This window comes from Agrobacterium sp. RC10-4-1, from assembly GCF_014138475.1.
Classification (GTDB): domain Bacteria; phylum Pseudomonadota; class Alphaproteobacteria; order Rhizobiales; family Rhizobiaceae; genus Agrobacterium; species Agrobacterium pusense.
In genome coordinates, this window is the sequence record NZ_JACJIT010000001.1 from 167203 (window position 1) to 187115 (window position 19913).

Consider the following 19913-nt stretch of genomic DNA (forward strand, 5'->3'; position numbering starts at 1 on the left):
CCCATTGACGGCGGCGTCTGACGAGGCGCGGTCCCGGTGTTATGCGATAGCTGAAGCAAGTGTTCGCAAGACCCACCGGCCAGGGCTTTACGCGACGCAAAGCAATCATTCTTGCTGGAACATCCGAGAGAGGCGCGGGTTAGATGCTGATCAAGGAGGCTTCGATGAACCAAAATACCTTTCAACAACATGGCAGTTCTGTTCCCGCGGCATCAGAGGGCAACGGACAGCCGAACCCCGCGGGTGTCCAGCCGCAAATCTCCGACGCTCCCCTCGTTGACGCGGCGCTTGCAGAGGTAGCGGAGCGCGATGACAGCCTTGCAGCGCAATTGAGCGATGAGATGAACGCACTGCGCGCCGAGATCGACAGTTTGAAAGTCCGTGCTGGCGAAACCGCTTCACGGGCTTTGGTGTCTGTAAATGCGGTTGCCCGGATCAATCGCCGCGCCGCACGCCGCGCGATCGGCAGAAGTCCTTGGGCTTCACTTTGCCTGGCCGCGGGTGTGGGTTACGTGTTGGGCTGCAGCACGTTGCGAAAAGACGGATGGCGGTGGCGGTAAAATTGAGAACGGCCGCAGCAGCGCGGCGTTGCGCTTCAGATACGGCGGATCACCCTTGCCAGTCCTGGGTTCTGCGCCATGCTGGACACGGAATTGCGTCTTTCTTTTCCGGCGGCAGCATGACAATATCACGGCTGCAGACGGCCCAGAGGGGCATCAACCCCACCGGGCGGTGCCGACAGCAATGACCGGACCGGTTGCCTGACCGGTCGGTGAACCACCGAATGGTTCGACACTGATCGCAAAAGTCGTACCTTCCTTTATATTGCCGCGCATGTCGGCGGGAATGACGAGGTCGCCATTCGTGCCGGGCTGGAAAACGCCGAGCGAGCGGGTCTTGCCGCCGTCCATGACGAGCCACAGTTCCAGTGACTTTTCGTCCGTCTTTCCGGTCGCCACGGGAACGATACGCATTCGGCCCGATTCCGCGTCGTAGGACGCGAGGAGATTGACCTGGCTGTCGGTTGTCGCAAGCTCGGCCACAAGCGGGCTTGTGCCGTCCCGTTGTTCCGGGAACGCGGCATAAACGACGGCAGCCACGGCGGTTGCGCTGGTGGCTACGGATATCCAGCGCCAGAAAGATGCGGAGTTCCACAAGGTGCCATTCGTGTTGACCGCTCTGCTGCCGAACAGACGCTCTTGAATACGGGCAAGAATAGCGGCGCTGGGCGTCTCTTCCTGGTAATCGGCGTTAAAGTCTGAAAACTCGGTCTCCCAGCGCTGCACCAGTTGCGCGAAGACCCTGTCCTCCTGGATACGCTGTTCCACGTCGCGGCGCTTTTCAAGCGGCAGGACACCGAGCACATATTCGCCTGCGAGTATTTCATCGCGCGAGTGCATTCCGCCGCTGTGGTCGCCCGTCGTCATCGCTGCATGCACTCTCTGAGTTTGAGAAGACTGCGCCGCAGCCAGGTTCTAACCGTATTCAGTGGCACGCGTAATTCGTCGGCGAGTTCGAGATAGCTCAGACCCTCGACGTAGGCCCGGCGTATTGCCTGTGCGTGCACAGTCTCAAGTTCCCGCATGCAGTCGTCGATCCTGCGGCCTTCATCCGCCAGAACAACATGCTGTTCAGGATCGCGAACGCTTTCGTCGACGAGGTCATATGCCTCGTCAATGTCATTGCCAGCAGGTCTGCGGGCGCGAATCGTGTCTATGGCGTGGTTGCGCGCGATGGTGGCGAGCCATGTCGCCGGTTTGCCGGCACTTGCGGCAAATGTGCGGGCGCGCTGCCACACCTTGATATAAATTTCCTGCAGCGCCTCCTCGGCGTCCGTTCTGTCCCGCAGGATTTTCAGGCAGATCGCAAAAAGCTTCGGGCTTGTTGCCTGGTAAAGCGAGACGAATGCTGAACGATCACCCATGCCGACGCGGTGGATAAGGCTTGCGATCTCTGTGCCCTGCATTCGAACCTTCCTTGCTATTCTTCCTTTATAGGATCGTCTTTCGAAGGAAGACAAGAGATGCTTGGGAAGTTCGTTCCGGACACGCCCTGTGATCATCGGGCGCAGGCTGCAGGAGGCGACGGTCATCATGGCCAGCCTGCCGAGTTTTCCAACGGGCCAATGATGCGTACCGTGACAAGAAAGCCGATGACGGCCGCTGCCGCGGAGACGAAGGTGCCCCACAGCAGATCGGCAACGGTCAGGGTCGTCGACCAGCTTTTCAGCGTCGCCTGATTGGTCAGATCATATGTGGCATAAGCCATGAAGCCCACGGCAGCGCCGTAAAGCAGCGCCGTGCTCCATTGTCCCGAAATAAGTGCCGGACGCACGGCGAGAAAAGTAAGGCCGGCGGCGTAGATGAGATAAAAGATGATCGCCGGAGCGAGACGGAAATTTTCCGCCAGAAGATCGCCGATGGCCGGTCGATAAAGTCGTGACGCCATGGTGCTCAACCAGATGAAATCGATCACCAGAAAGGCAACCAGGGTGAAGAAATAGGCGGCAAGATATGTCTTCATCGATTTTTTCCTTTGCCATTGATCAGGCGACTTTTTGGTCTGGTTGACTCGAGAGGGAGGATCTGGGACGTGGCTAGTCGATCCTGGTCCAGCTTATGCCCTTGCACAGCAGACCGGCGATGATGCAGCCTTTCGTAGTCATGTTGTTGCCTGCCACCGTCACCGTTATCTTGTAGGATTTATCCCGCTGCGGGTCGAAGGCCGTGCCGGTGTAATTGCCCGTCTCGCCCGGCCTGATGTCCATGATCAGGCGGTCGCCGGTCTTCTCTTTCTGGGTGCCGGGTTTGATCCATGTGTTTGTCGCACATATTTTCTCGCCGCAGGGAGCGATCAGCACTTTCGCCTTGCCGTCGCCCCGCGCCCAGTTGCCGTTGATATCGGCTGCCGTCGCACTTGTCCCTGCCAGCAACGGAGACAGGGCGGATGCAATTGCCAATCCAAGGATCTTCATCGTGGTTCTCCGTTTTTTAGTCCCGCCTCATCCGTGTTCTATTGTGTACAGCCCGACGTTAATGGTTCCCTCGGCAAAACCTGCTTCGCAATAGCAGAGGTAATAGTCCCACATCCGCCGAAAGCGCTCGTCGAAGCCGAGCAGGGAAATAGTCTGCCACCGGGCATGGAAACGCTGGCGCCATTCCGCCAGTGTGAGCGCATAGGACTGGCCGAAAAGCTCCTTTTCCGTGAGTTTGAGGCCGGCTTGCCCCACGGCTTTTTCCAGAGCTGAATCGGAGGGCAGGAAGCCGCCAGGAAACACGTATTTCTGAATGAAATCGGCCTTGCGCCGATACGTATCGAAGCGGTTTTCTTCAATGGATATGATTTGCAGCACCGCCCGACCGCCGGGTTTCAGGCAGCGCTTCAGCGTCCCGAAATAGCTTGGCCAATAGGCTTCGCCGACGGCTTCAAACATTTCCACGGAGACGATGTTGTCGAATTGACCTTTGACGTCGCGGTAGTCCTGCAGCTTCAGTTTGATCCGGTCAGCCTTGTCTGCTTTTTCCGCAGCATTTTCCGCCCAGCGCAACTGGGAGGGCGACAGGGTGATGCCGGTCACGTTGGCATTGTGCTGCGTGGCGAGGTGAATGGCGAGCGCGCCCCAGCCGCAGCCGATTTCCAGCACATCCTTGTTGCCGGTCAACTGCAACTTTTCCGCAATACGCTCGAGTTTCTTCTGCTGCGCTGCCTCAAGGGTTGGTGTCATCAGGTCGAAAATCGCCGAGGAGTAAAGCATCGAGGGATCGAGCCATTGCCGGTAAAACTCGTTGCCAAGATCGTAATGCGCCTCGATGTTGCGTCGGCTGCCACGTCTGGTATTGGCGTTCAGCCCGTGCGCAAGCCGGTTGATGAGGCGCATGGGCAGGCTGCCGCGCATTGATTTCGTGAAAGCATCACGATTTTGCGCGGCGAAACGGATAAGCGCGGTCAGGTCCGGTGTGGACCAGTCGTTCTCAATGAAGCCTTCCGCAAAGCCAATATCACCATTGACGAACAGACGGCGGATTGCCCGCCAGTTATGCAGAACGAGAATGGCGTCGATGCCTTCCGATGTCCCCGATTTTTCGATGGTTCCGCCGCCGGGGAGGGTGATGCGAAGCCGGCCGCGGTGAATATTGTTCAGCAGCCGGGTGATGAGCCAAGTGCCGAGGCCCATACGGCCGCTGACGCGGGTGTTCTGCACCGGTAATTCCGAGAGATTGTCAAACGGGGTCATGAATTCTGGCCTCGATTTGCGACGATGAAGGGTGAACGAAGGATATTGGCTGTGCGGGTGGCGGCGGGCGCTTTCTCAGTCCCACCCCCTTCAGCCAGATTTTCAGCGCTTCCCAGTGAATGCCGAGAACGACTTTCAGGGTCAGGAAAGGAATGGTGACAAAGGCTCTCAGCAAGGCTCGATCGGTCAGTTCGACCCTTCGGGCAAGATGCCTGGCGGTCAGGACGGCGCCATCTTCGTCGAATGTTTCAATGACGATCTTCAGCCTCTCCCCAGGCGGGATGACGCGGAAAACATAGTGAAGGTCCATGTCCATGAAGGGCGAGACATAAAAAGCCTTGTCACAGCGCTGTACGATCTCCGCGCCCATGCCGGACTCTACGGGGATCAGATAGGAATGCCGTTGGCCGAAAGTGTTGTCCACTTCCCAGAGGATGGCTTTGAGTTCCATGTCGCGGCCATGGCAGAAGAACACACTGAGCGGATTAAAGGCCCAGCCAAGCAAACGGGGCATGGTAAGCAGGCGCACCGGCCCTCCATCCGCCGTCATGCCCGCCGCCGTCATTGCCGCATCTATCTGCTGGCGCAGCCCAAGCCCGCTGCCGTTGCCGCGGTCCCTGCGATGAAATGAAAACAGGTTGAACCGGTCCACCGAGAAAAACCGCAATTTCCGGTCCAGCGTCTCCAACTCATCGAGATCGAGAAACAGCGAATAGATTCGATAGTCCAGTTTGTGGGTTTTCGGCTTGAACCGGGCGTGGGTAACATGGCCCGGGAAAAGCGCAGAGACGAGGGGAGGCTTCATGCCGTCGCCTCCATGGATCGCGTGTCCCTGGCAATCGTCTCCAAATCGAGGCGGATGATCCGGCTGCTGTCGTCCGCCACCTTCCATGGGCGGGACAGGCGACCGAGATCTTCAGCGACGGCAAGCCCGGCCTGGAGGCCGTCTTCATGAAAACCGGAACCGAAATAGGCGCCGCAGAACCAGGTGTTTCGCAAGCCCTGCAAGGCCCATAGTTCCTGACGCATCTGTTCGGTTCCGGCGTCAAAGACGGGGTGGTGATAGGTTTCTTCGGCGATGATCTTTCCTTGATGCGGTTCCCGCGCCGGGTTCAAGGTCACGAAAATATCCTCGGCTTCGCCGAGCGGCTGGAGCCGGTTCATCCAGTATGTGATGCTGGGCTGGCCCGCTTCGGTGCGCGTGTCGGCCACATAATTCCAGCTTGACCAGGCGGCGCGGCGGCGCGGCATGAAGGTGTTGTCAGTGTGAAGCACGGCCCGGTTTCGCGTATAACCAAAGGCACCGAGAATGCGCTTTTCGACACGTGTCGCATCCGCCAGCAAGTCCAGGGCCTGATCCGCATGCGTCGCGATGACCACGTCATCGAAGCGGGCAATCTCACCCTGCGCAGTTGTAATTTCGACGCCGTGCGGCAGGCGGCGAATACGCGTCACTGGCGTTGACAGGCGAATTCTGTCTGCAAACGGTGCCGTGAGGCGTTTTACATATTCGCGCGAGCCACCAACGACGGTGCGCCAGACCGGCCGGTTGCGCAGCAACAGCAAACCGTGATTGCGGCAGAATTTGATGAAATGCGCCGCCGGATAACGGCCTACTTCCATGGCCGGTGTGGACCATATGGCCGCAGCCATCGGGTAGAGATGATCGTCGCGGAACGCTGCGCCGTAGCGATTACGCGTCAGATAATCGTCGAGGGACATGTCAGCCATCGAGTGCAGGTCACGCGGGGCGTTGCGATAAAATCGCAGGAGGTCCGCAAGCATCGACCAGAAGCGGGGTTTTAGAGCATTTCTCTTCTGTGCGAGCAGGCCAAACCCGTTTCCGCCGGAATATTCAAAGCCGCCATTATCAAGGGAAACAGCGAACGACATGTTCGAGGCTGCGGTCGGCACGTTCAGCTTTCGAAAAAGCGCGGTCAGATTGGGGTATGTCCAGTCGTTATAGACAATGAAACCCGTATCGACATGGATCGGGCCATTCTTCGTATCGAATGTCACCGTGTTGCTGTGGCCTCCGACGCGGTCTGCCGCCTCGAAGACCGTGACATCGTGCCTTTGCGACAAGAGCCAGGCTGCTGACAGACCGGAAATTCCCGTTCCCACTATCGCGATGCGGCGCCGGTTGTCTCGTCGCATTGTTTCGGTGTCGGTCATCGATCCTCGCTATCGCATTGTAGAAATTGTCTTTGGACAGCGCAGATACGAAGCAGCCGTCTGATAAGTTTCAGCGGCAGGCGGTTTTTCGAATTTTTTTCGAACCCTGAAACTCTTTTGCTGGTTAGGCCGTATTTGCCATCACGAAACCCGGCCTCGATCGATTAAAAGTGGTGAGCGAAGTAGTGATGTTTTCCGTGATCCTGACGCTTGCCATTCTGATGTCGCTGCTGATGGCGGGAGCCTGGGCTCTACAAAGAGCGACCGGCTCGAGCGGCTGGATCGACACCGTCTGGTCGGCAAGCGTCGGGCTCGGCAGCATCTTGGCTGTGTTGCTGGCGGAGGGCGATGGCGGGCGGCGCAGTGTCGTATTCTGTCTCGTTGTCGTATGGTCCCTGCGGCTTGCTGGACACATAGGCCTGCGCACGCGGGGTGGCGGGGAAGATCCGCGTTATGCAAAACTCATGGAGCAATGGGGCGAAACCGGTCCCCGGCGGCTTTTCTTCTTCCTGCAAATACAGGCGGTTGCCGCCTTCGTGCTTGTTTTGGCTGTTTATCTAGCCGCCAGCAACGACCGGATTTTCCCGCGCACGATAGATCTTCTCGCCACCATGGTTGCGCTTGTTGCACTGGCAGGTGAAGCGCTCTCGGACGCCCAGCTGTCGAAATTCAGGAAAACCCCCGAAGCGAAAACCGGTATATGTGAAACCGGTCTCTGGCGTTATTCACGCCATCCCAATTATTTCTTCGAATGGCTTTTCTGGTGCAGCTTGCCGCTGCTGGCCCTTCAGGCGGACGGCTTGTCCTGGGCGTCGCTTGCCGCGCCCGTCATGATGTACTGGCTGCTCGTCCATGTCTCCGGCATTCCGCCGCTTGAAGAGCACATGCTGAAATCGCGCGGAGAAAAATTCCGTGCCCTGCAACGCCGCGTCAACGCCTTCTTTCCGGGGCCGCGCAAAAACGAGGAAGCGCCATGAATATGCTCGCCTTTGCCATCAATGCCGCAGAACGCGCGGCGCTCAACGACAGCGTTACACTCGCCGGAATAGATATGCTCTGCGCAAGAACGAAACGGCGGCTCGCAAAAATACCGCCGGATGCCGAGGCGGCTTTTGCGGCGGATATGGCGAAATTCCCCGTCGCCAGCCATACCGACGAGGCGAACAGGCAACACTATGAAGTCCCCGCTGAATTTTTCGCACTGGTTCTCGGAGCCCAGCGGAAATATTCCTGCTGCTATTATCCCAATAACCAGACAAGCCTTGATGAAGCGGAGACAGCTGCTCTCGCCGAGACGGTAGACCATGCCGAGTTGGAGGACGGCATGGACATTCTCGAACTCGGCTGCGGCTGGGGTTCGCTGTCGCTTTATATGGCAGCGCGTTTTCCCAATGCGCGGATCACGTCTGTCTCCAATTCCGCGTCGCAACGGGAATCCATCCTCGGCCGCGCGCGTGAGCGCGGGCTGTCCAATCTTTCCGTGGTGACCGCAGACATGAACGATTTTGCGACCGGCGATCACTTTGATCGCGTCGTATCGGTCGAAATGTTCGAACATATGTCGAATTGGCAGGTGCTCTTCGAACGCGTTCGTGCCTGGCTGAAACCTGATGGCAAGTTTTTCCTCCATGTCTTCAACCACCGCAGCCGATCCTATCGTTTCGACCACAACAACCCCGCCGACTGGATTGCCCGGCATTTTTTCACCGGCGGCATCATGCCCGCTTTTGATCTTCCCCATCGTTTCAGCGAGGTTCTTACCGTCGAAAGGGAATGGAACTGGCCGGGATCGCATTATCGGCGCACGGCTCTCGCCTGGCTTGAGAATTTCGATCGGGAAATCGGCCACATAAGGCCGATCCTGCAGCGGGTTTATGGCGCTGACGCGCGGTTATGGGAACGCCGCTGGCGTCTGTTTTTTCTCGCAACGGCCGGGCTATTTGGTCACGAGGACGGTAACGTCTGGGGTGTGGGTCATTATCTCATGAAGCCCGCTGTTGTTGCCGAAACCTGAGAGGGACGTGGCCGACGGCGAAACAATTTCGCGTAAGCAAACGTTTACATCCGTAGAATAATGGCTAGGCTGGCCGCGTTTTGAGCAGGCCGTCGATCACAGAGCGGCTGGAGAAAGTCATGAGTTCAGTCACGCCGAAGCTGGATAGTTGCGGCGCCGAGCCCATCCACATTCCCGGCGCTATCCAGCAACATGGCGCACTCTTCGTGCTGTCCGCGCGTCAGTTGGCCGTCGTGCAGGCGAGCGATAACCTGCAGGATTTTCTTGATGCGCCTCTATCGATCGGGGTGATTCCAGACGGGGGAACATTGCCTTTTATCGAGGCATTACCGGCTTGGTATTCCGGTGACGACAGCAGCTTCAGATATGTCTGGACCGAAAAAAAACTCGATGTCTCGGCGCATCGGTCGGGAAGCGTGATCATCGTCGAGCTTGAGAGAACAGGCCAGGGCGCATCCGCCGAAGCGCTGATGAGCGAATTGACAGGCCTCGCCCAATATCTCAACAGCACGCCGTCGCTGAGCGACGCACTGTCTCGAGTTGCACAGCTTGTTTCCTCGATCAGCGGTTATGACCGGACCCTCATTTATGACTTCGGTCCCGACTGGAGCGGTCATGTCGTGGCGGAAGCCGGCAGCGGGGCGTTGCCTTCATATATCGGGCTTCGCTTCCCGGCCGGCGACATCCCGCCGCAGGCGCGCAAGCTTTATACGGTCAACCGTCTGCGTATGATCCCGGACGTCGATTACAGGCCCGTGCCTGTCATGCCGCAGGTCAACTCGGAAACGGGCGCAGTGCTCGATATGAGCCTTTCACAGCTCCGCAGCGTTTCGCCCGTTCATCTGGAATACATGCGTAACATGGCGACGGCGGCCTCGATGTCGGTGTCAATCATCGTCAATGGCAAATTGTGGGGGCTGATCGCATGCCATCACGCCGCCCCGCACTCCGTCTCGCTCGCCGTGCGCGAAGCCTGCGATTTCGCCGCCCAGCTCCTTTCGATGCGGATCGCAATGGAGCAAAGTTCTCAGGATGCTTCGCGCCGGCTGGAACTTGGTCATGTCCAGGCTCGCCTGCTCAAGCGGATGGCGGCGGCACAAAGATGGGTTGACGGCCTTCTGGGCGGGGAGAGCGAAAAGGACGATCTGCTGGAGCAGGTGGGGGCTGAGGGAGCGGCACTCCTTTTTGGCGATGAGTACCATCTCGTGGGCAAGACTCCCTCGCAGGAGCAGGTCGAAGGATTGATCCGCTGGCTCGGCGAACGCGAGGTTGCAGACCTGTTTGCCACAGACAATCTTGCCGGCGATTATCCCGCTGCTGCGGCGTTTGCGTCCGTGGCGAGCGGGATCATCGCGATGCGGGTTTCGGAATTGCACGGAAGCTGGCTGATCTGGTTTCGGCCGGAAGTCGTAAAGACGGTGCGCTGGGGCGGGGATCCGCACAAGACAGTGCATGAGAGCGGGCGCATTCATCCGCGCAAATCGTTCGAAACCTGGAAAGAGCAGGTGCGTAACACGGCCTCACCGTGGTCAGCCCCCGAGCTTGCAGCGGCGCGGGAGTTGCGTGGCGCGATCATCGGCATCGTCCTGCGCAAGGCGGAGGAAATGGCGGATCTGACGAAAGAATTGCAGAGGACCAACAAGGAGCTGGAGGCATTTTCCTACTCGGTTTCGCATGATCTCCGCGCGCCCTTCCGTCATATTGTCGGTTTCGCCCAGCTCTTGCGCGAACGCAGCAACGCCCTGGATGAAAAATCGCTCCACTATCTGCAGATGATCTCCGAAGCGGCACTCGGCGCAGGCAGGCTCGTGGATGATCTTCTGAATTTCTCGCAGCTCGGCCGCACCCAAATCACAATGGTGCCGGTAGACATGGAGAAAGTCGTGAACGAGGTTCGCCTGTCCCTCGCTCATTCCATCGCTGATCGGCAGATCGAATGGCATATCGGCGATCTGCCCGTATCGCTCGGAGATCCGACCCTGCTTCGGCAGGTGTGGTACAACCTCGTTGACAACGCGATCAAATATTCCCGCCAGAAACCCGTTTCGATTATCACCATTTCCGCGGCAGAAACCGAAGGTGGCGTGACCTACTCGGTCGAGGATAACGGTGTCGGCTTTGACATGGCCTATTACAGCAAGCTTTTTGGTGTGTTCCAGAGATTGCAGCGGGTAGAGGATTTTGAGGGAACGGGAATTGGACTTGCGCTGGTAAGACGAATTGTTGAACGCCACCACGGTTCGGTCAGCGCTAAGGGAACTGTGGGAGAGGGAGCCACGTTCTCCTTCACATTGCCGGTTACGAAAGTTGAAGAGGAAAAAATTGCCTGAACTCAGACCTATTCTTCTCGTGGAGGATAATCCACGCGATCTGGAATTGACGCTAACTGCGCTGGAAAAATGTCAACTGGCGAACGAGGTCGTCATTGCGCGTGATGGTGCCGAAGCGCTTGATTATCTCAACGCCTCGGGTAGCTTCCACAACCGGCCTGCCGGTGATCCGACCGTGGTTCTTCTTGATCTCAAGCTGCCGAAAGTTGACGGGCTCGAGGTCCTCCAGACCGTTAAGGGCAGCGATCACCTCAAGCATATTCCGGTCGTCATGCTGACCTCCTCCCGTGAAGAACAGGATCTCGTAAAGAGCTACGAACTCGGCGTGAACGCCTTTGTGGTGAAGCCGGTGGAGTTCAATCAGTTTTTTAAGGCGATACAGGATCTTGGCGTGTTCTGGGCCCTGCTGAACGAACCGCCGCCGGGCGCGCGCCGCAATGGTGCGTGAGGCGATGCCGCAGATGGAGCAAAGCAAGCTTCTTCTTCTCGAAGACAGCTCGGTCGATGCCGAACTGATCGAGGATCAGCTTTCACGGATCTCTCCGCCCCCTGTCGTAACCAGGGCGGTGGGTAAAACTTCCTTCATCGAGGCGCTGGAAAATCAGCAGTTCGATATCATTCTCGCAGATTTTTCCCTGCCGGACTTTGACGGCATGGCTGCGCTTGATGTCGTCATGCAAACGAGACCCAACACGCCCTTCATTTTCGTTTCCGGTGTTCTCGGCGAAGACGCGGCGATCGATGCCTTCAGGCGCGGCGCCACTGATTATGTCCTGAAGCAGCGACTGGCGAGGCTGCCCTCCGCAGTGGGTCGCGCTCTCGCGGAAGCACGGGAAAAGGAGGAGCGGAGACGGGCGGAAATGCACAAGGAGCTGCTCGTCCGCGAACTCAGCCACCGTGTCAAGAACACAATGGCGATGGTCATTTCCATCATTCGTCGCACTGCAAAAGGCAGTTCATCCGTAGAGGATTATCAGGAGAGGCTCGTGGCCCGCGTAAGTGCGCTCGCCGAGAGTCATGCCCTGCTTTTCCAGAGCAACTGGGGGCAAACCGATCTCAAGGATGTCGTGAAGCGGGCAATTGAACCCCATAACACTTTTGCCAGCCGCGTCGAGCTCGAAGGTCCGGACGGGGTTAGCGTATCGCCTAAATCCGCATTGGCGCTTGGCATGATTTTGCATGAACTGGTGACGAATGCGCAGAAATACGGTTCGCTTTCAGAAGCTACCGGGAAGGTGCAGGTCTTCTGGAAAAGGCTTCGTAACGATGAAGGCCGGGACCTTATCGAGCTGCGCTGGCATGAAAGCGGTGGCCCGCCCATTTCCGCTCCGCTGGAGACCGGTTTCGGAACGACCCTTGTTACAAGGGGAGCCCAGTACGAGCTGCAGGGCGACAGCGAAATCCGCTATGATCGCGACGGCCTGAAATATCGGGTGATTTTCCCTCTGGACTGAAGTGTCGCCTATCAGCGTTACCGGACGTTGCGGGTATTTTCCCGCTAGCCGGTGTGCGCGAATTCGGTCGCCAGAACATTCGGGAGATTATCAAAATCGCACGGCTTGGAAATGATCGTCAGCCCTGTCAATTGCGTGCGAATACCGGGTATCTCGGCATATCCGCTGCAGATGACGAAAGGTATGCTCTCGGCCCTCAGTCGTTCGATCACGGGAAAGGATAACTCGCCCTTGAGATTGAGGTCGATGACCGCTCCATCCAGATCGGTTGCGCTTATTTTCTCCAGCGCTGCGGCTATATCGGAAACCGGCCCGATGACGTCGACACCGAGGTCGGACAGAAAGTCCTCCATATCCATCGCCAGAAGGGCGTCGTCTTCCAGAACGAGGATATGCTTTCCCTGAAAATCATATTGCATAGCTTACCGCATTCACATGGTCGCAGGCGCGCCCGGACATTTTACCAACAGCGCTGAACGCCTGAAGATCGAGGTGGTTCCACCCTTGTGTAAAAAGAAATCATTCGCATCCGTCGCTTGCGTACTCTAGTTTGTGCCGCGAACTAACTGCCTACCGGGAATGTTACTGCTGTGACTGGTTTTTCACCGTTTGCCCAGCGAAGCCTTTTGATGCTTGCTGTTGGCGTTGCAATTTTGATTGGCATGGTCTCCACATCTTTGTGGCTGGTGCAGGTGAATAATCTCTATTCCCAGGAAACGGCGGAACTGCGCCGTGTCCGTGCCGCAATTCTGGATGTGCTGACGACGATGCAGGACGTCGAAACCGGCCAGCGGGGATATCTGCTTACCAACAATCGCGAATATCTGGGGCCTTACGAAGAGGCCCTTCAGGGCTTGCCCGAACGCCAGGCGCGACTTCTCGATCTTCTGAAAGGGGAAGAGCGATATAAGCAACCTCTCGCTGGCTTGAAGCAGGCGATCGACGCAAAGCTCTCCGAGACACGCGAAACCATCGATTTGCAGCGCGCGGGTCGCATTACCGAGGCAGCCGAGGTCGTTCGAAATAACGACGGCAAACGCTTCATGAATGAGATCAGGAGTGTCCTGTCGGACCTTCAGTCGGATACCGACGATCGCCTGCGCGTCATCGTTGCGGATCAACTGGGCGCCGCCAATACACTTCGTTGGGTAACGATTGGCGGTGCCGTTGCAATTCTCATCGTGGTCGGCGGGTCGATACTGCTCGTCTTTACTTATATTCGCGCGCTAAACAGGTCGCGGGAGGATGTGGACGAACTCAATCGCCATCTTGAGGAGCGTGTCGAGGAAAGAACACGCGATCTTCGCCGGGCCAACCAGGAAATTCAGCGCTTCGCTTATATCGTTACTCATGATCTGAGGGCGCCGCTTGTCAACATCATGGGCTTCCTTTCTGAATTCGATACGTCGCTGAAGCCGGTCACCAACTATGTCCTGGCAGATGGAAAAACGCTGACGCAGGACGTGATCCGAGAGGCGCGGCTGGCGGTTGAGGAAGACATACCCGAAGCCATCGGGTTTATCCGTTCATCGACCCGCAAGATGGACCAGCTGATCAACGCCATTCTGAAGATATCCCGTGACGGCCAGCGCAAGCTTCAGCCGGAGAAAGTCGATATCGAAACTTTGCTCTCCTCGCTTTCAGAGACCGTGCGCCATCAGATCACGGCCAATGGAGGCGAGATTCATGTCGACACGCCCAAGCTGACAGTCGTGACGGACCGCATATCTCTCGACCAGATTCTAGGTAATCTTCTCGATAACGCGGTGAAATATCAGATGCCTGGGCGCCCTCTGAGGTTAACGGCACGCGCCTATCCGGCCGGGCGCGGCGCGATCGCCATTGAAATTGGCGACAACGGGCGCGGTATCGGTGAGCAGGATCTTGAGCGTGTCTTCGAACTGTTTCGTCGGGCGGGCGAACAGGACCAGCCCGGTGAAGGAATAGGTCTCGCACATGTCCGTTCGCTAATCAGAAATTTAGGAGGTGACATTAGGGTGGAGTCGCGACTCGGGGAAGGCAGCACATTTATCCTGCTGCTTCCGAGTGACCTCAGAAGAGTAACGAAGGAAGGCGACAAATGAAAGCGACCGGTCAGGAAGTAACGATCGTGATGATCGAAGACGACGAGGGACATGCCCGTCTGATCGAGAAAAATGTGCGCAGAGCAGGTGTCAACAACGAGATCGTGCCGTTCACACTCGGTGCAAAGGCGCTGGATTACATTTTGGGCCAAAGCAGGGATGGGCTCGTCAGCAAAGATCGCTATCTGCTCGTTTTGCTCGACCTCAATCTCCCCGACATGTCCGGCATCAGCATTCTCGAGCAGATCAAAAGCAATGAATACACCCGCCGTCTGCCTGTCGTGGTTTTGACGACCACTGATGACGAAACCGAAATTCAGAAATGCTATGATCTCGGTGCGAATGTTTATATAACAAAGCCGGTCGACTATGAGGGCTTCGCGAATGCCATCAAAAATCTCGGCCTTTTCTTTTCCGTAATACAGATACCCTGAAGGCATGATGGCTCTGCGCGTTTTGTATGTCGATGACGACCCGGCTCTGGCGCGGCTTGCGAGCCGCGTCCTTGGTCGCCGCGGAATGGAGGTGGTCCATGCCGCGTCCGTTGCTTCCGGGCTTGAGCTTTTCCAAAACGGGCAGTTCGATGTCGTCGTTCTCGATCACTATTTTCAGACGGCGACGGGAATGGAGTTTCTGGCGGCTATCGAGACGGTGCCGGCCCGGGTTCCCGTTCTTTACGTAACGGGGTCCAACGAGGCCCAGATCGCCATAGACGCGCTCAAGGCTGGTGCCGCCGATTACGTCATCAAGAATGTTGGAGACGACTTTTTTCCGCTGTTGCTGGCAGCCATCAACCAGGCGCTTGAAAACCATCGCCTGCGGCAAACAAAAGAGGAAGCTGACCGTCTGCTGATAAAGGCCAAAGAGCATGCGGAAATGATGGTGAAAGAGATGAACCATCGCATCGCGAATAGTCTCTCACTGGTTTCCGCCATGATCCGGCTGCAGATCAATACGCTGAAGTCCCAGGAAGCAGAAACGGCGTTGCTGGAAACGCAGAGCCGGATTTCTGCGATCGCCGGCGTTCATCGCAGTCTCTACAATACCGCGAATGTGGGGCTCGTATCCCTGAATTCCTATCTCACCTCAATCATAAGCGACCTGTTCCAAGCTGTCCCGGGCTCTTCCTCCATCACGGTCGAAACGTCACTCTGTGAGGTTGATCTGAACGCCGACCATGCCGTTGCGCTCGGTGTCATCGTCACTGAACTTCTGACAAACGCGCTCAAATATGCCTATCCAGATCAAGAAGGCACAGTGCGCATTAACCTGTCCGCCCAGGACGGCCGGTTCATTCTTGTTGTGGAGGATGACGGCGTCGGTGTGAAACCGGATTCAGCCCCTCGCGGCACCGGTCTCGGCACCAAGCTGATCATGGCGATGGCGCAGAATATTGGCGCCCGGGTCGAGCAGACGCACACGCACCCGGAACTCAAAAAAGGCACCCGTTTCTCGATGATATGGAATGAACGGTGACGGCATGGCCGCCGTGCCTCGCGATTATATCTCGATATAACGGCTGTCTAGTGGAGAGCGATTGGACCTCCTGGCCGTCCCCATAGCCTTCAGCGCGAGCGAATGGTCAAAATATTTTGCGCGAAGCACGGAAGAGTGAAGCCGCTTTCGGCGCTCTGAGCAGAGCGACCTGCCGTAAAAGCGATTCTTTAAAATTTTTCTCTCTGCCATAGTGGAAACGCGGTACATTCTCAGGTTGTGCGCCCCGGTCGAGCAAACTGCACAAGGCGGGTGCCGGCTGCCGCTATAAAGGCACAGCTAATATGGAACGACTGAAATTTGACCCAGGAAGTTTTCATGGGTGAAATTTTGCGTCCATAAAGCCGGCAGATGCATAGTATTTCGGCAATCTCGGAAAATGTCTTAATGCAATCTTAACGATGTTGCGCTGCAAAAAAACTTGATGGACTATTTTAATACTGCGGGAGGAAATGCTGTTCAACAAAACAGGAGTTCGTGCCATGCTGTTCCGCAATAGAGATAAAGAAAAACCTCAAGGCGCCTCGGTCAGGCTGGCCTCATATACTGTTCTCGGTGTTGTCGCCACAGTGTTTTCCTCCTCCGTGTTTCCACCTGTCTTCACTTCGCAGACAAACCGCGCCTTGATCAATGCTCCCGTCATTCCGCTGACGACCCCCATCAGTGGCGTGGTGAAAATATCCGGTAACGGCAGGGCGGCTGTTGAAAACGATAAGGTCGACAACACCACTCTGATCGGCCTGAAAGTGCAACTGGCGGCGCTCGACAATGAACTTCGCCAGAAAAACGCGATTATCGGCGATTATGCTAGCCGGGTCGACAATCTGAACAATGATCTTCTCAGCCAGCAAGCGGCTTTACTGCAGAGAACAGAATCCGACCTTGAAGCGGCAAAGGCTGCTTTGCAGATGGTGACCTATTCGACCCGCATCGCGAAAGCAGAAGCGGTGCGCAAACAGAAGCTGGTTGCCAAGGGCGTTTATTTCGGAATCGGCGACGACATCGCCGATACGATACAACTTGAAGATACAAAACTGCAGGCCGCGAAAGTTGCCGTCGACAAGCTGAACAAGGAAATGAGCTTCGCGCGCCAGGGCATCTATATCGGTTCCGACCTGCAATCCCTGCAAAATCTTCAGCAGGAAATCCGCACGAGGTCCGCCGATCTGCTGCAAATCCAGATGCAGATGACGACCATGCAGACGCGGAAAAGCGAACTCGAAGCGCTTGCCTCCGCGGAGGCCGCGCGTATCGACAGACTGACCCGAGCCGATCTCGCCATTCCGCCGGGCACGACGCTTTATAAGCCGGTTGCCGTGACGGGACGTGAAGTGGTGGCCGGCGACACCTTGGCGGAGGCGCTCGACTGTCGCAACGCTTTCGTCGTGGCAATTTTTTCCGAACGTCAGGCGCAGGCCCTTTCCGTGGGTTCAAGGGTAAAGGTAAATGCCGATGCGTGGGCGCAGGAAGCGGACGGGGTGGTAGAGCGGCTGGTGCCCCGAACCACCGAACGCGTCGACCTCGATTATGCCGTACCGTTTCCCCCCACGGAGCGGCGGGAGCTTTACGCTTATATCCGCATGGCCGGGACATCCGAGAGCCAGTTTATGAAAAACGGCGTCTGTTCGGTCGGTACCTGGGTGAGTGTAAGTCTGCCGCGCGAATGGCTCGGCAAGACCCGGGAATATGTTCATGAGGCATCGGCAAGCCTCTTCCAGTTTGCGCAGGCATCCGCCAGCGAAATGCCCGACGTGAGGCAGGCCGCCTGGACGCTCATCGAGACATCCCGAGAGAAAATATTCGAGCAGATGGGCATGGGCGGGCAGCCGCAACAGCCGCCGGGAATAGCGGCGCCCACTACAAAGCCGGATATCATCACGCAGCATGCGATCAGCGGTGCAGATGCAACCGCGAAAGCACCGCGCACCCAATCCTGACACCCGCATGGATTGGGCAAGCCCCTGCGGGCGCGTCCACGACGCCCGCAGGGCGACCCACCTGTTTCACACAGTCGAAGCAGCCTCATTCGCGCACGCTATCGGGCGCGGCTTTTGGGACGTATCCGGTCAACCATGAGGACAAGCGATGTATTTCACTTCAGAGGGCGATGTTCAGTCCGTCCTTTATGTCAATCTCATCATCGCCCTCTGCGCGATCCTGTTCACCATGCTTGCCGACCCGCGGCGAACGCTGGACCGGCTGGCGTTCAGCACCATCATGCTGCTCTCGCTCAGCGTCTATATTTTGTGGCGCGCCACCGATACGCTGCCTCCCTTAGAGCTTTCGCTGGAAACCGCCTGGAATTACATCTATTTCACTTTCGAACTGATCTCCGTGCTTTATGCGATGGGATCGATTTTGATCCTGACAAGACGAACGGACTGGTCTTCCATTGCAGACGAAGCCGAAGCCGGGATTACGGGCGATCCCAATGCGCCACTGGTCGATGTGTTCATCTGCACCTACAATGAACCTTTGAACGTGCTTGAAAAATCGATTGTCGCGGCTCAGGCAATGCAATATCCGCGGTTGCGCGTTTTCGTCTGCGACGATACGCGCAGGTCCGAGGTTCGGGACTATTGCGAAACAGTCGGCGTCAATTACGTGACGCGGCCGGACAATAAGCACGCAAAGGCGGGGAACCTGAACAATGCGCTTGTCCACACCAATGCGCTGTCGGAAATTTCAGATTTCATCATGGTTCTTGATGCTGATTTTGCGCCGCAGGCCAATTTCCTGTCACGCGTGACCGGACTTTTTGCCGATCCCAAAGTGGCCGTGGTGCAGACACCGCAATTTTATTTCAACAGCGACCCCATCCAGCATAATCTCGGTATCCGCAATTCCTTCGTGGATGATCAACGGGTATTCTTCGACGTATTCCAGCCTGCAAAGGACGCGGTCGGTTGTGCGTTCTGCGTCGGAACGAGTTTCGTTCTGCGGCGGGCAGCGGTGAACGAACTCGGAGGTTTCCCGCATGATGCACTTTCGGAAGACATGCTGCTGACCTACCGGTTGATGGAACGGGGGTATGTGACACGCTGGCTAAATGAAAAGCTCAGCGTCGGATTATCGGCAGAAGGCCTGCCGGAGTATATCACGCAGCGCACGCGCTGGTGTCTCGGTACCATCCAGATTGGACTTTTGCGCACCGGGCCGCTGTGGCGCGGCAATTTTACCCTGACGCAGCGGCTGCATTATCTGCACGGCCTGTTCTGCTGGCTTTCGAAACCCTTCATCCTTTGCCTGCTGCTCGCGCCTTCCATCTATTGGCTAACCGGCGTTTCCGCGCTCCAGGCTGATGAGTTGATGTTCATGCAACTCGGCCTGTCATCGCTTGCGCTGTTCTGGGCCTACTCCACCTGGATATCGGGAAAGCGCACACTGCCACTTTTCACCGAGGTAACACACGCACTGACCGCCGTTCCGATCACGATCACGCTTTTTCAGGCCATGCGAAAACCTTTCGGACGCCCCTTCAAGGTCACGGAAAAGGGCGGAGACAGGTCACAGGTGCGCGTTCACGGCCCGACGGCGCTATTCTTTGCCCTTGTAACCCTCGCTTCGGCCATCTCCGTGCTGATTGCCGTTTATGGATGGGACGCACCCGTGGAATTTTCGGCGCGCGATTGTCTCAACCTTATCTGGTCGGCCGTCGCCATGGTGATTGCCTTCATCAGCCTTATCTGCTGCATCGAATTGCCGCGTTTCGACAGGGAGGAGCCGATCAGCGTAAACCTTGGCGGACAATTACGGCAGGGCAATGCGGTGACAGGGGTGAAGATCGTGGCACTGTCGACTGAAACCGTGACGCTTGCGGGTTTCACTTCTTCTACAGAAGCGCAGGCCATATTCGTGCCGGAGGTGGGCTGGTTGCAGATCGATGCAACAAAAGACCAGCAAATATCCGGAAAATTCTGCCTTGCTGCAACCGCCGAGCAGCATCGGGCTATCCTGCGGCTGCTTTTCCGCACTGCACCGGAAAATGTGGCGGAACAGGGCGACCTGATAAAATCCATGCAGATGTTGCTCGCGAGGGCCTTCAGCTAATCAGGGGGCGATTGAACAGGACTTTGCCGGACACAACACGGTCCCGATGGCCGGCTGCCGCCTTGAAAGGTTTCGATC

At 57.0% G+C, this 19913-nt stretch carries 19 protein-coding genes; 11 read left to right on the plus strand and 8 right to left on the minus strand.

Features of this window, described 5'->3' with window-relative positions; translation table 11 throughout:
- Positions 1-143: 143 nt before the first annotated feature.
- Positions 144-560, plus strand: coding sequence for a hypothetical protein (locus tag FHW77_RS00765; RefSeq protein ID WP_111814645.1), 417 nt, complete (start codon positions 144-146; stop codon positions 558-560).
- A 156-nt stretch (positions 561-716) separates the two neighbouring features.
- On the opposite strand, the gene FHW77_RS00770 is transcribed toward FHW77_RS00765, so the two are convergent.
- The 7 genes from FHW77_RS00770 to FHW77_RS00800 all read right to left on the minus strand — a co-directional run bounded on the left by FHW77_RS00770 (position 717) and on the right by FHW77_RS00800 (position 6409).
- The gene (locus FHW77_RS00770; RefSeq protein ID WP_111814643.1) at positions 717-1427 is read right to left on the minus strand and encodes an anti-sigma factor; all 711 of its coding nucleotides are present in this window, start codon (positions 1425-1427) and stop codon (positions 717-719) included.
- Complete coding sequence (locus FHW77_RS00775) at positions 1424-1966, minus strand: sigma-70 family RNA polymerase sigma factor (RefSeq protein WP_037092120.1); 543 nt, start codon at positions 1964-1966, stop codon at positions 1424-1426. The genes FHW77_RS00770 and FHW77_RS00775 overlap by 4 nt, the downstream gene beginning before the upstream one ends.
- 125 nt (positions 1967-2091) lie before the next feature.
- The gene (locus tag FHW77_RS00780; protein WP_004445929.1) at positions 2092-2523 is read right to left on the minus strand and encodes a DUF2177 family protein; all 432 of its coding nucleotides are present in this window, start codon (positions 2521-2523) and stop codon (positions 2092-2094) included.
- Between the two features lie 73 nt (positions 2524-2596).
- Positions 2597-2974 (minus strand): DUF2147 domain-containing protein, encoded by a 378-nt coding sequence (locus tag FHW77_RS00785; RefSeq protein ID WP_004445928.1) that lies wholly within the window; start codon positions 2972-2974, stop codon positions 2597-2599.
- Between the two features lie 27 nt (positions 2975-3001).
- Entirely contained in the window at positions 3002-4234 is a 1233-nt protein-coding gene (locus tag FHW77_RS00790; protein ID WP_022563114.1) for an SAM-dependent methyltransferase, read from the minus strand.
- Positions 4221-5039 carry a DUF1365 domain-containing protein gene (locus tag FHW77_RS00795; protein WP_022563113.1) on the minus strand — a complete coding sequence of 273 codons (819 nt, stop codon included), beginning with the start codon at positions 5037-5039 and terminating at the stop codon, positions 4221-4223. Before FHW77_RS00795 ends, FHW77_RS00790 begins: the two co-directional genes overlap by 14 nt.
- The gene (locus tag FHW77_RS00800; RefSeq protein WP_022563112.1) at positions 5036-6409 is read right to left on the minus strand and encodes an NAD(P)/FAD-dependent oxidoreductase; all 1374 of its coding nucleotides are present in this window, start codon (positions 6407-6409) and stop codon (positions 5036-5038) included. The genes FHW77_RS00795 and FHW77_RS00800 overlap by 4 nt, the downstream gene beginning before the upstream one ends.
- Before the next feature lie 188 nt (positions 6410-6597).
- Here FHW77_RS00800 and FHW77_RS00805 point away from each other — a divergent pair, with 188 nt between their 5' ends.
- The 5 genes from FHW77_RS00805 to FHW77_RS00825 all read left to right on the plus strand — a co-directional run bounded on the left by FHW77_RS00805 (position 6598) and on the right by FHW77_RS00825 (position 12207).
- Complete coding sequence (locus FHW77_RS00805) at positions 6598-7386, plus strand: DUF1295 domain-containing protein (RefSeq protein ID WP_022563111.1); 789 nt, start codon at positions 6598-6600, stop codon at positions 7384-7386.
- Positions 7383-8423: an SAM-dependent methyltransferase gene (locus FHW77_RS00810; protein WP_022563110.1), complete on the plus strand. Its 1041-nt coding sequence runs from the start codon at positions 7383-7385 to the stop codon at positions 8421-8423. Before FHW77_RS00805 ends, FHW77_RS00810 begins: the two co-directional genes overlap by 4 nt.
- Before the next feature lie 119 nt (positions 8424-8542).
- A complete protein-coding gene (locus tag FHW77_RS00815) occupies positions 8543-10753 on the plus strand; it encodes an ATP-binding protein (RefSeq protein ID WP_111814641.1) in 2211 nt (736 codons plus the stop codon).
- On the plus strand, positions 10746-11201 hold the full coding sequence (locus FHW77_RS00820; RefSeq protein ID WP_037092067.1) for a response regulator: 456 nt from the start codon (positions 10746-10748) through the stop codon (positions 11199-11201). Before FHW77_RS00815 ends, FHW77_RS00820 begins: the two co-directional genes overlap by 8 nt.
- Before the next feature lie 13 nt (positions 11202-11214).
- A complete protein-coding gene (locus FHW77_RS00825; protein ID WP_111814723.1) occupies positions 11215-12207 on the plus strand; it encodes a sensor histidine kinase in 993 nt (330 codons plus the stop codon).
- A gap of 44 nt (positions 12208-12251) precedes the next feature.
- Here the strand turns inward: FHW77_RS00825 and FHW77_RS00830 are convergent, their stop codons facing one another.
- Positions 12252-12626 (minus strand): response regulator, encoded by a 375-nt coding sequence (locus FHW77_RS00830; protein ID WP_006699868.1) that lies wholly within the window; start codon positions 12624-12626, stop codon positions 12252-12254.
- A 210-nt stretch (positions 12627-12836) separates the two neighbouring features.
- Here FHW77_RS00830 and FHW77_RS00835 point away from each other — a divergent pair, with 210 nt between their 5' ends.
- The 5 genes from FHW77_RS00835 (at position 12837) to FHW77_RS00855 (ending at position 19835) form a co-directional block, all read left to right on the plus strand.
- A complete protein-coding gene (locus FHW77_RS00835) occupies positions 12837-14291 on the plus strand; it encodes a sensor histidine kinase (protein WP_037092065.1) in 1455 nt (484 codons plus the stop codon).
- The gene (locus FHW77_RS00840) at positions 14288-14725 is read left to right on the plus strand and encodes a response regulator (protein WP_004445914.1); all 438 of its coding nucleotides are present in this window, start codon (positions 14288-14290) and stop codon (positions 14723-14725) included. The genes FHW77_RS00835 and FHW77_RS00840 overlap by 4 nt, the downstream gene beginning before the upstream one ends.
- A gap of 4 nt (positions 14726-14729) precedes the next feature.
- Positions 14730-15767, plus strand: coding sequence for a sensor histidine kinase (locus tag FHW77_RS00845; protein ID WP_111814639.1), 1038 nt, complete (start codon positions 14730-14732; stop codon positions 15765-15767).
- Positions 15768-16267: 500 nt separating this feature from the next.
- Entirely contained in the window at positions 16268-17722 is a 1455-nt protein-coding gene (locus FHW77_RS00850; RefSeq protein ID WP_022563104.1) for an HlyD family secretion protein, read from the plus strand.
- Positions 17723-17870: 148 nt separating this feature from the next.
- Complete coding sequence (locus FHW77_RS00855) at positions 17871-19835, plus strand: glycosyltransferase family 2 protein (protein ID WP_111814637.1); 1965 nt, start codon at positions 17871-17873, stop codon at positions 19833-19835.
- Positions 19836-19913 lie beyond the last annotated feature (78 nt).

Bases quoted from the DNA above. Each gene is read 5' to 3' on its own strand.
- FHW77_RS00850 (WP_022563104.1), top strand. From the start codon at position 16,268: ATGCTGTTCCGCAATAGAGATAAAGAAAAACCTCAAGGCGCCTCGGTC.
- FHW77_RS00825 (WP_111814723.1), top strand. From the start codon at position 11,215: ATGGAGCAAAGCAAGCTTCTTCTTCTCGAAGACAGCTCGGTCGATGCC.
- FHW77_RS00840 (WP_004445914.1), top strand. From the start codon at position 14,288: ATGAAAGCGACCGGTCAGGAAGTAACGATCGTGATGATCGAAGACGAC.
- FHW77_RS00805 (WP_022563111.1), top strand. From the start codon at position 6,598: ATGTTTTCCGTGATCCTGACGCTTGCCATTCTGATGTCGCTGCTGATG.
- FHW77_RS00845 (WP_111814639.1), top strand. From the start codon at position 14,730: ATGATGGCTCTGCGCGTTTTGTATGTCGATGACGACCCGGCTCTGGCG.
- FHW77_RS00800 (WP_022563112.1), bottom strand. From the start codon at position 6,409: ATGACCGACACCGAAACAATGCGACGAGACAACCGGCGCCGCATCGCG.
- FHW77_RS00785 (WP_004445928.1), bottom strand. From the start codon at position 2,974: ATGAAGATCCTTGGATTGGCAATTGCATCCGCCCTGTCTCCGTTGCTG.
- FHW77_RS00830 (WP_006699868.1), bottom strand. From the start codon at position 12,626: ATGCAATATGATTTTCAGGGAAAGCATATCCTCGTTCTGGAAGACGAC.
- FHW77_RS00770 (WP_111814643.1), bottom strand. From the start codon at position 1,427: ATGACGACGGGCGACCACAGCGGCGGAATGCACTCGCGCGATGAAATA.
- FHW77_RS00815 (WP_111814641.1), top strand. From the start codon at position 8,543: ATGAGTTCAGTCACGCCGAAGCTGGATAGTTGCGGCGCCGAGCCCATC.
- FHW77_RS00780 (WP_004445929.1), bottom strand. From the start codon at position 2,523: ATGAAGACATATCTTGCCGCCTATTTCTTCACCCTGGTTGCCTTTCTG.
- FHW77_RS00775 (WP_037092120.1), bottom strand. From the start codon at position 1,966: ATGCAGGGCACAGAGATCGCAAGCCTTATCCACCGCGTCGGCATGGGT.
- FHW77_RS00795 (WP_022563113.1), bottom strand. From the start codon at position 5,039: ATGAAGCCTCCCCTCGTCTCTGCGCTTTTCCCGGGCCATGTTACCCAC.
- FHW77_RS00790 (WP_022563114.1), bottom strand. From the start codon at position 4,234: ATGACCCCGTTTGACAATCTCTCGGAATTACCGGTGCAGAACACCCGC.
- FHW77_RS00810 (WP_022563110.1), top strand. From the start codon at position 7,383: ATGAATATGCTCGCCTTTGCCATCAATGCCGCAGAACGCGCGGCGCTC.
- FHW77_RS00765 (WP_111814645.1), top strand. From the start codon at position 144: ATGCTGATCAAGGAGGCTTCGATGAACCAAAATACCTTTCAACAACAT.
- FHW77_RS00855 (WP_111814637.1), top strand. From the start codon at position 17,871: ATGTATTTCACTTCAGAGGGCGATGTTCAGTCCGTCCTTTATGTCAAT.
- FHW77_RS00835 (WP_037092065.1), top strand. From the start codon at position 12,837: ATGCTTGCTGTTGGCGTTGCAATTTTGATTGGCATGGTCTCCACATCT.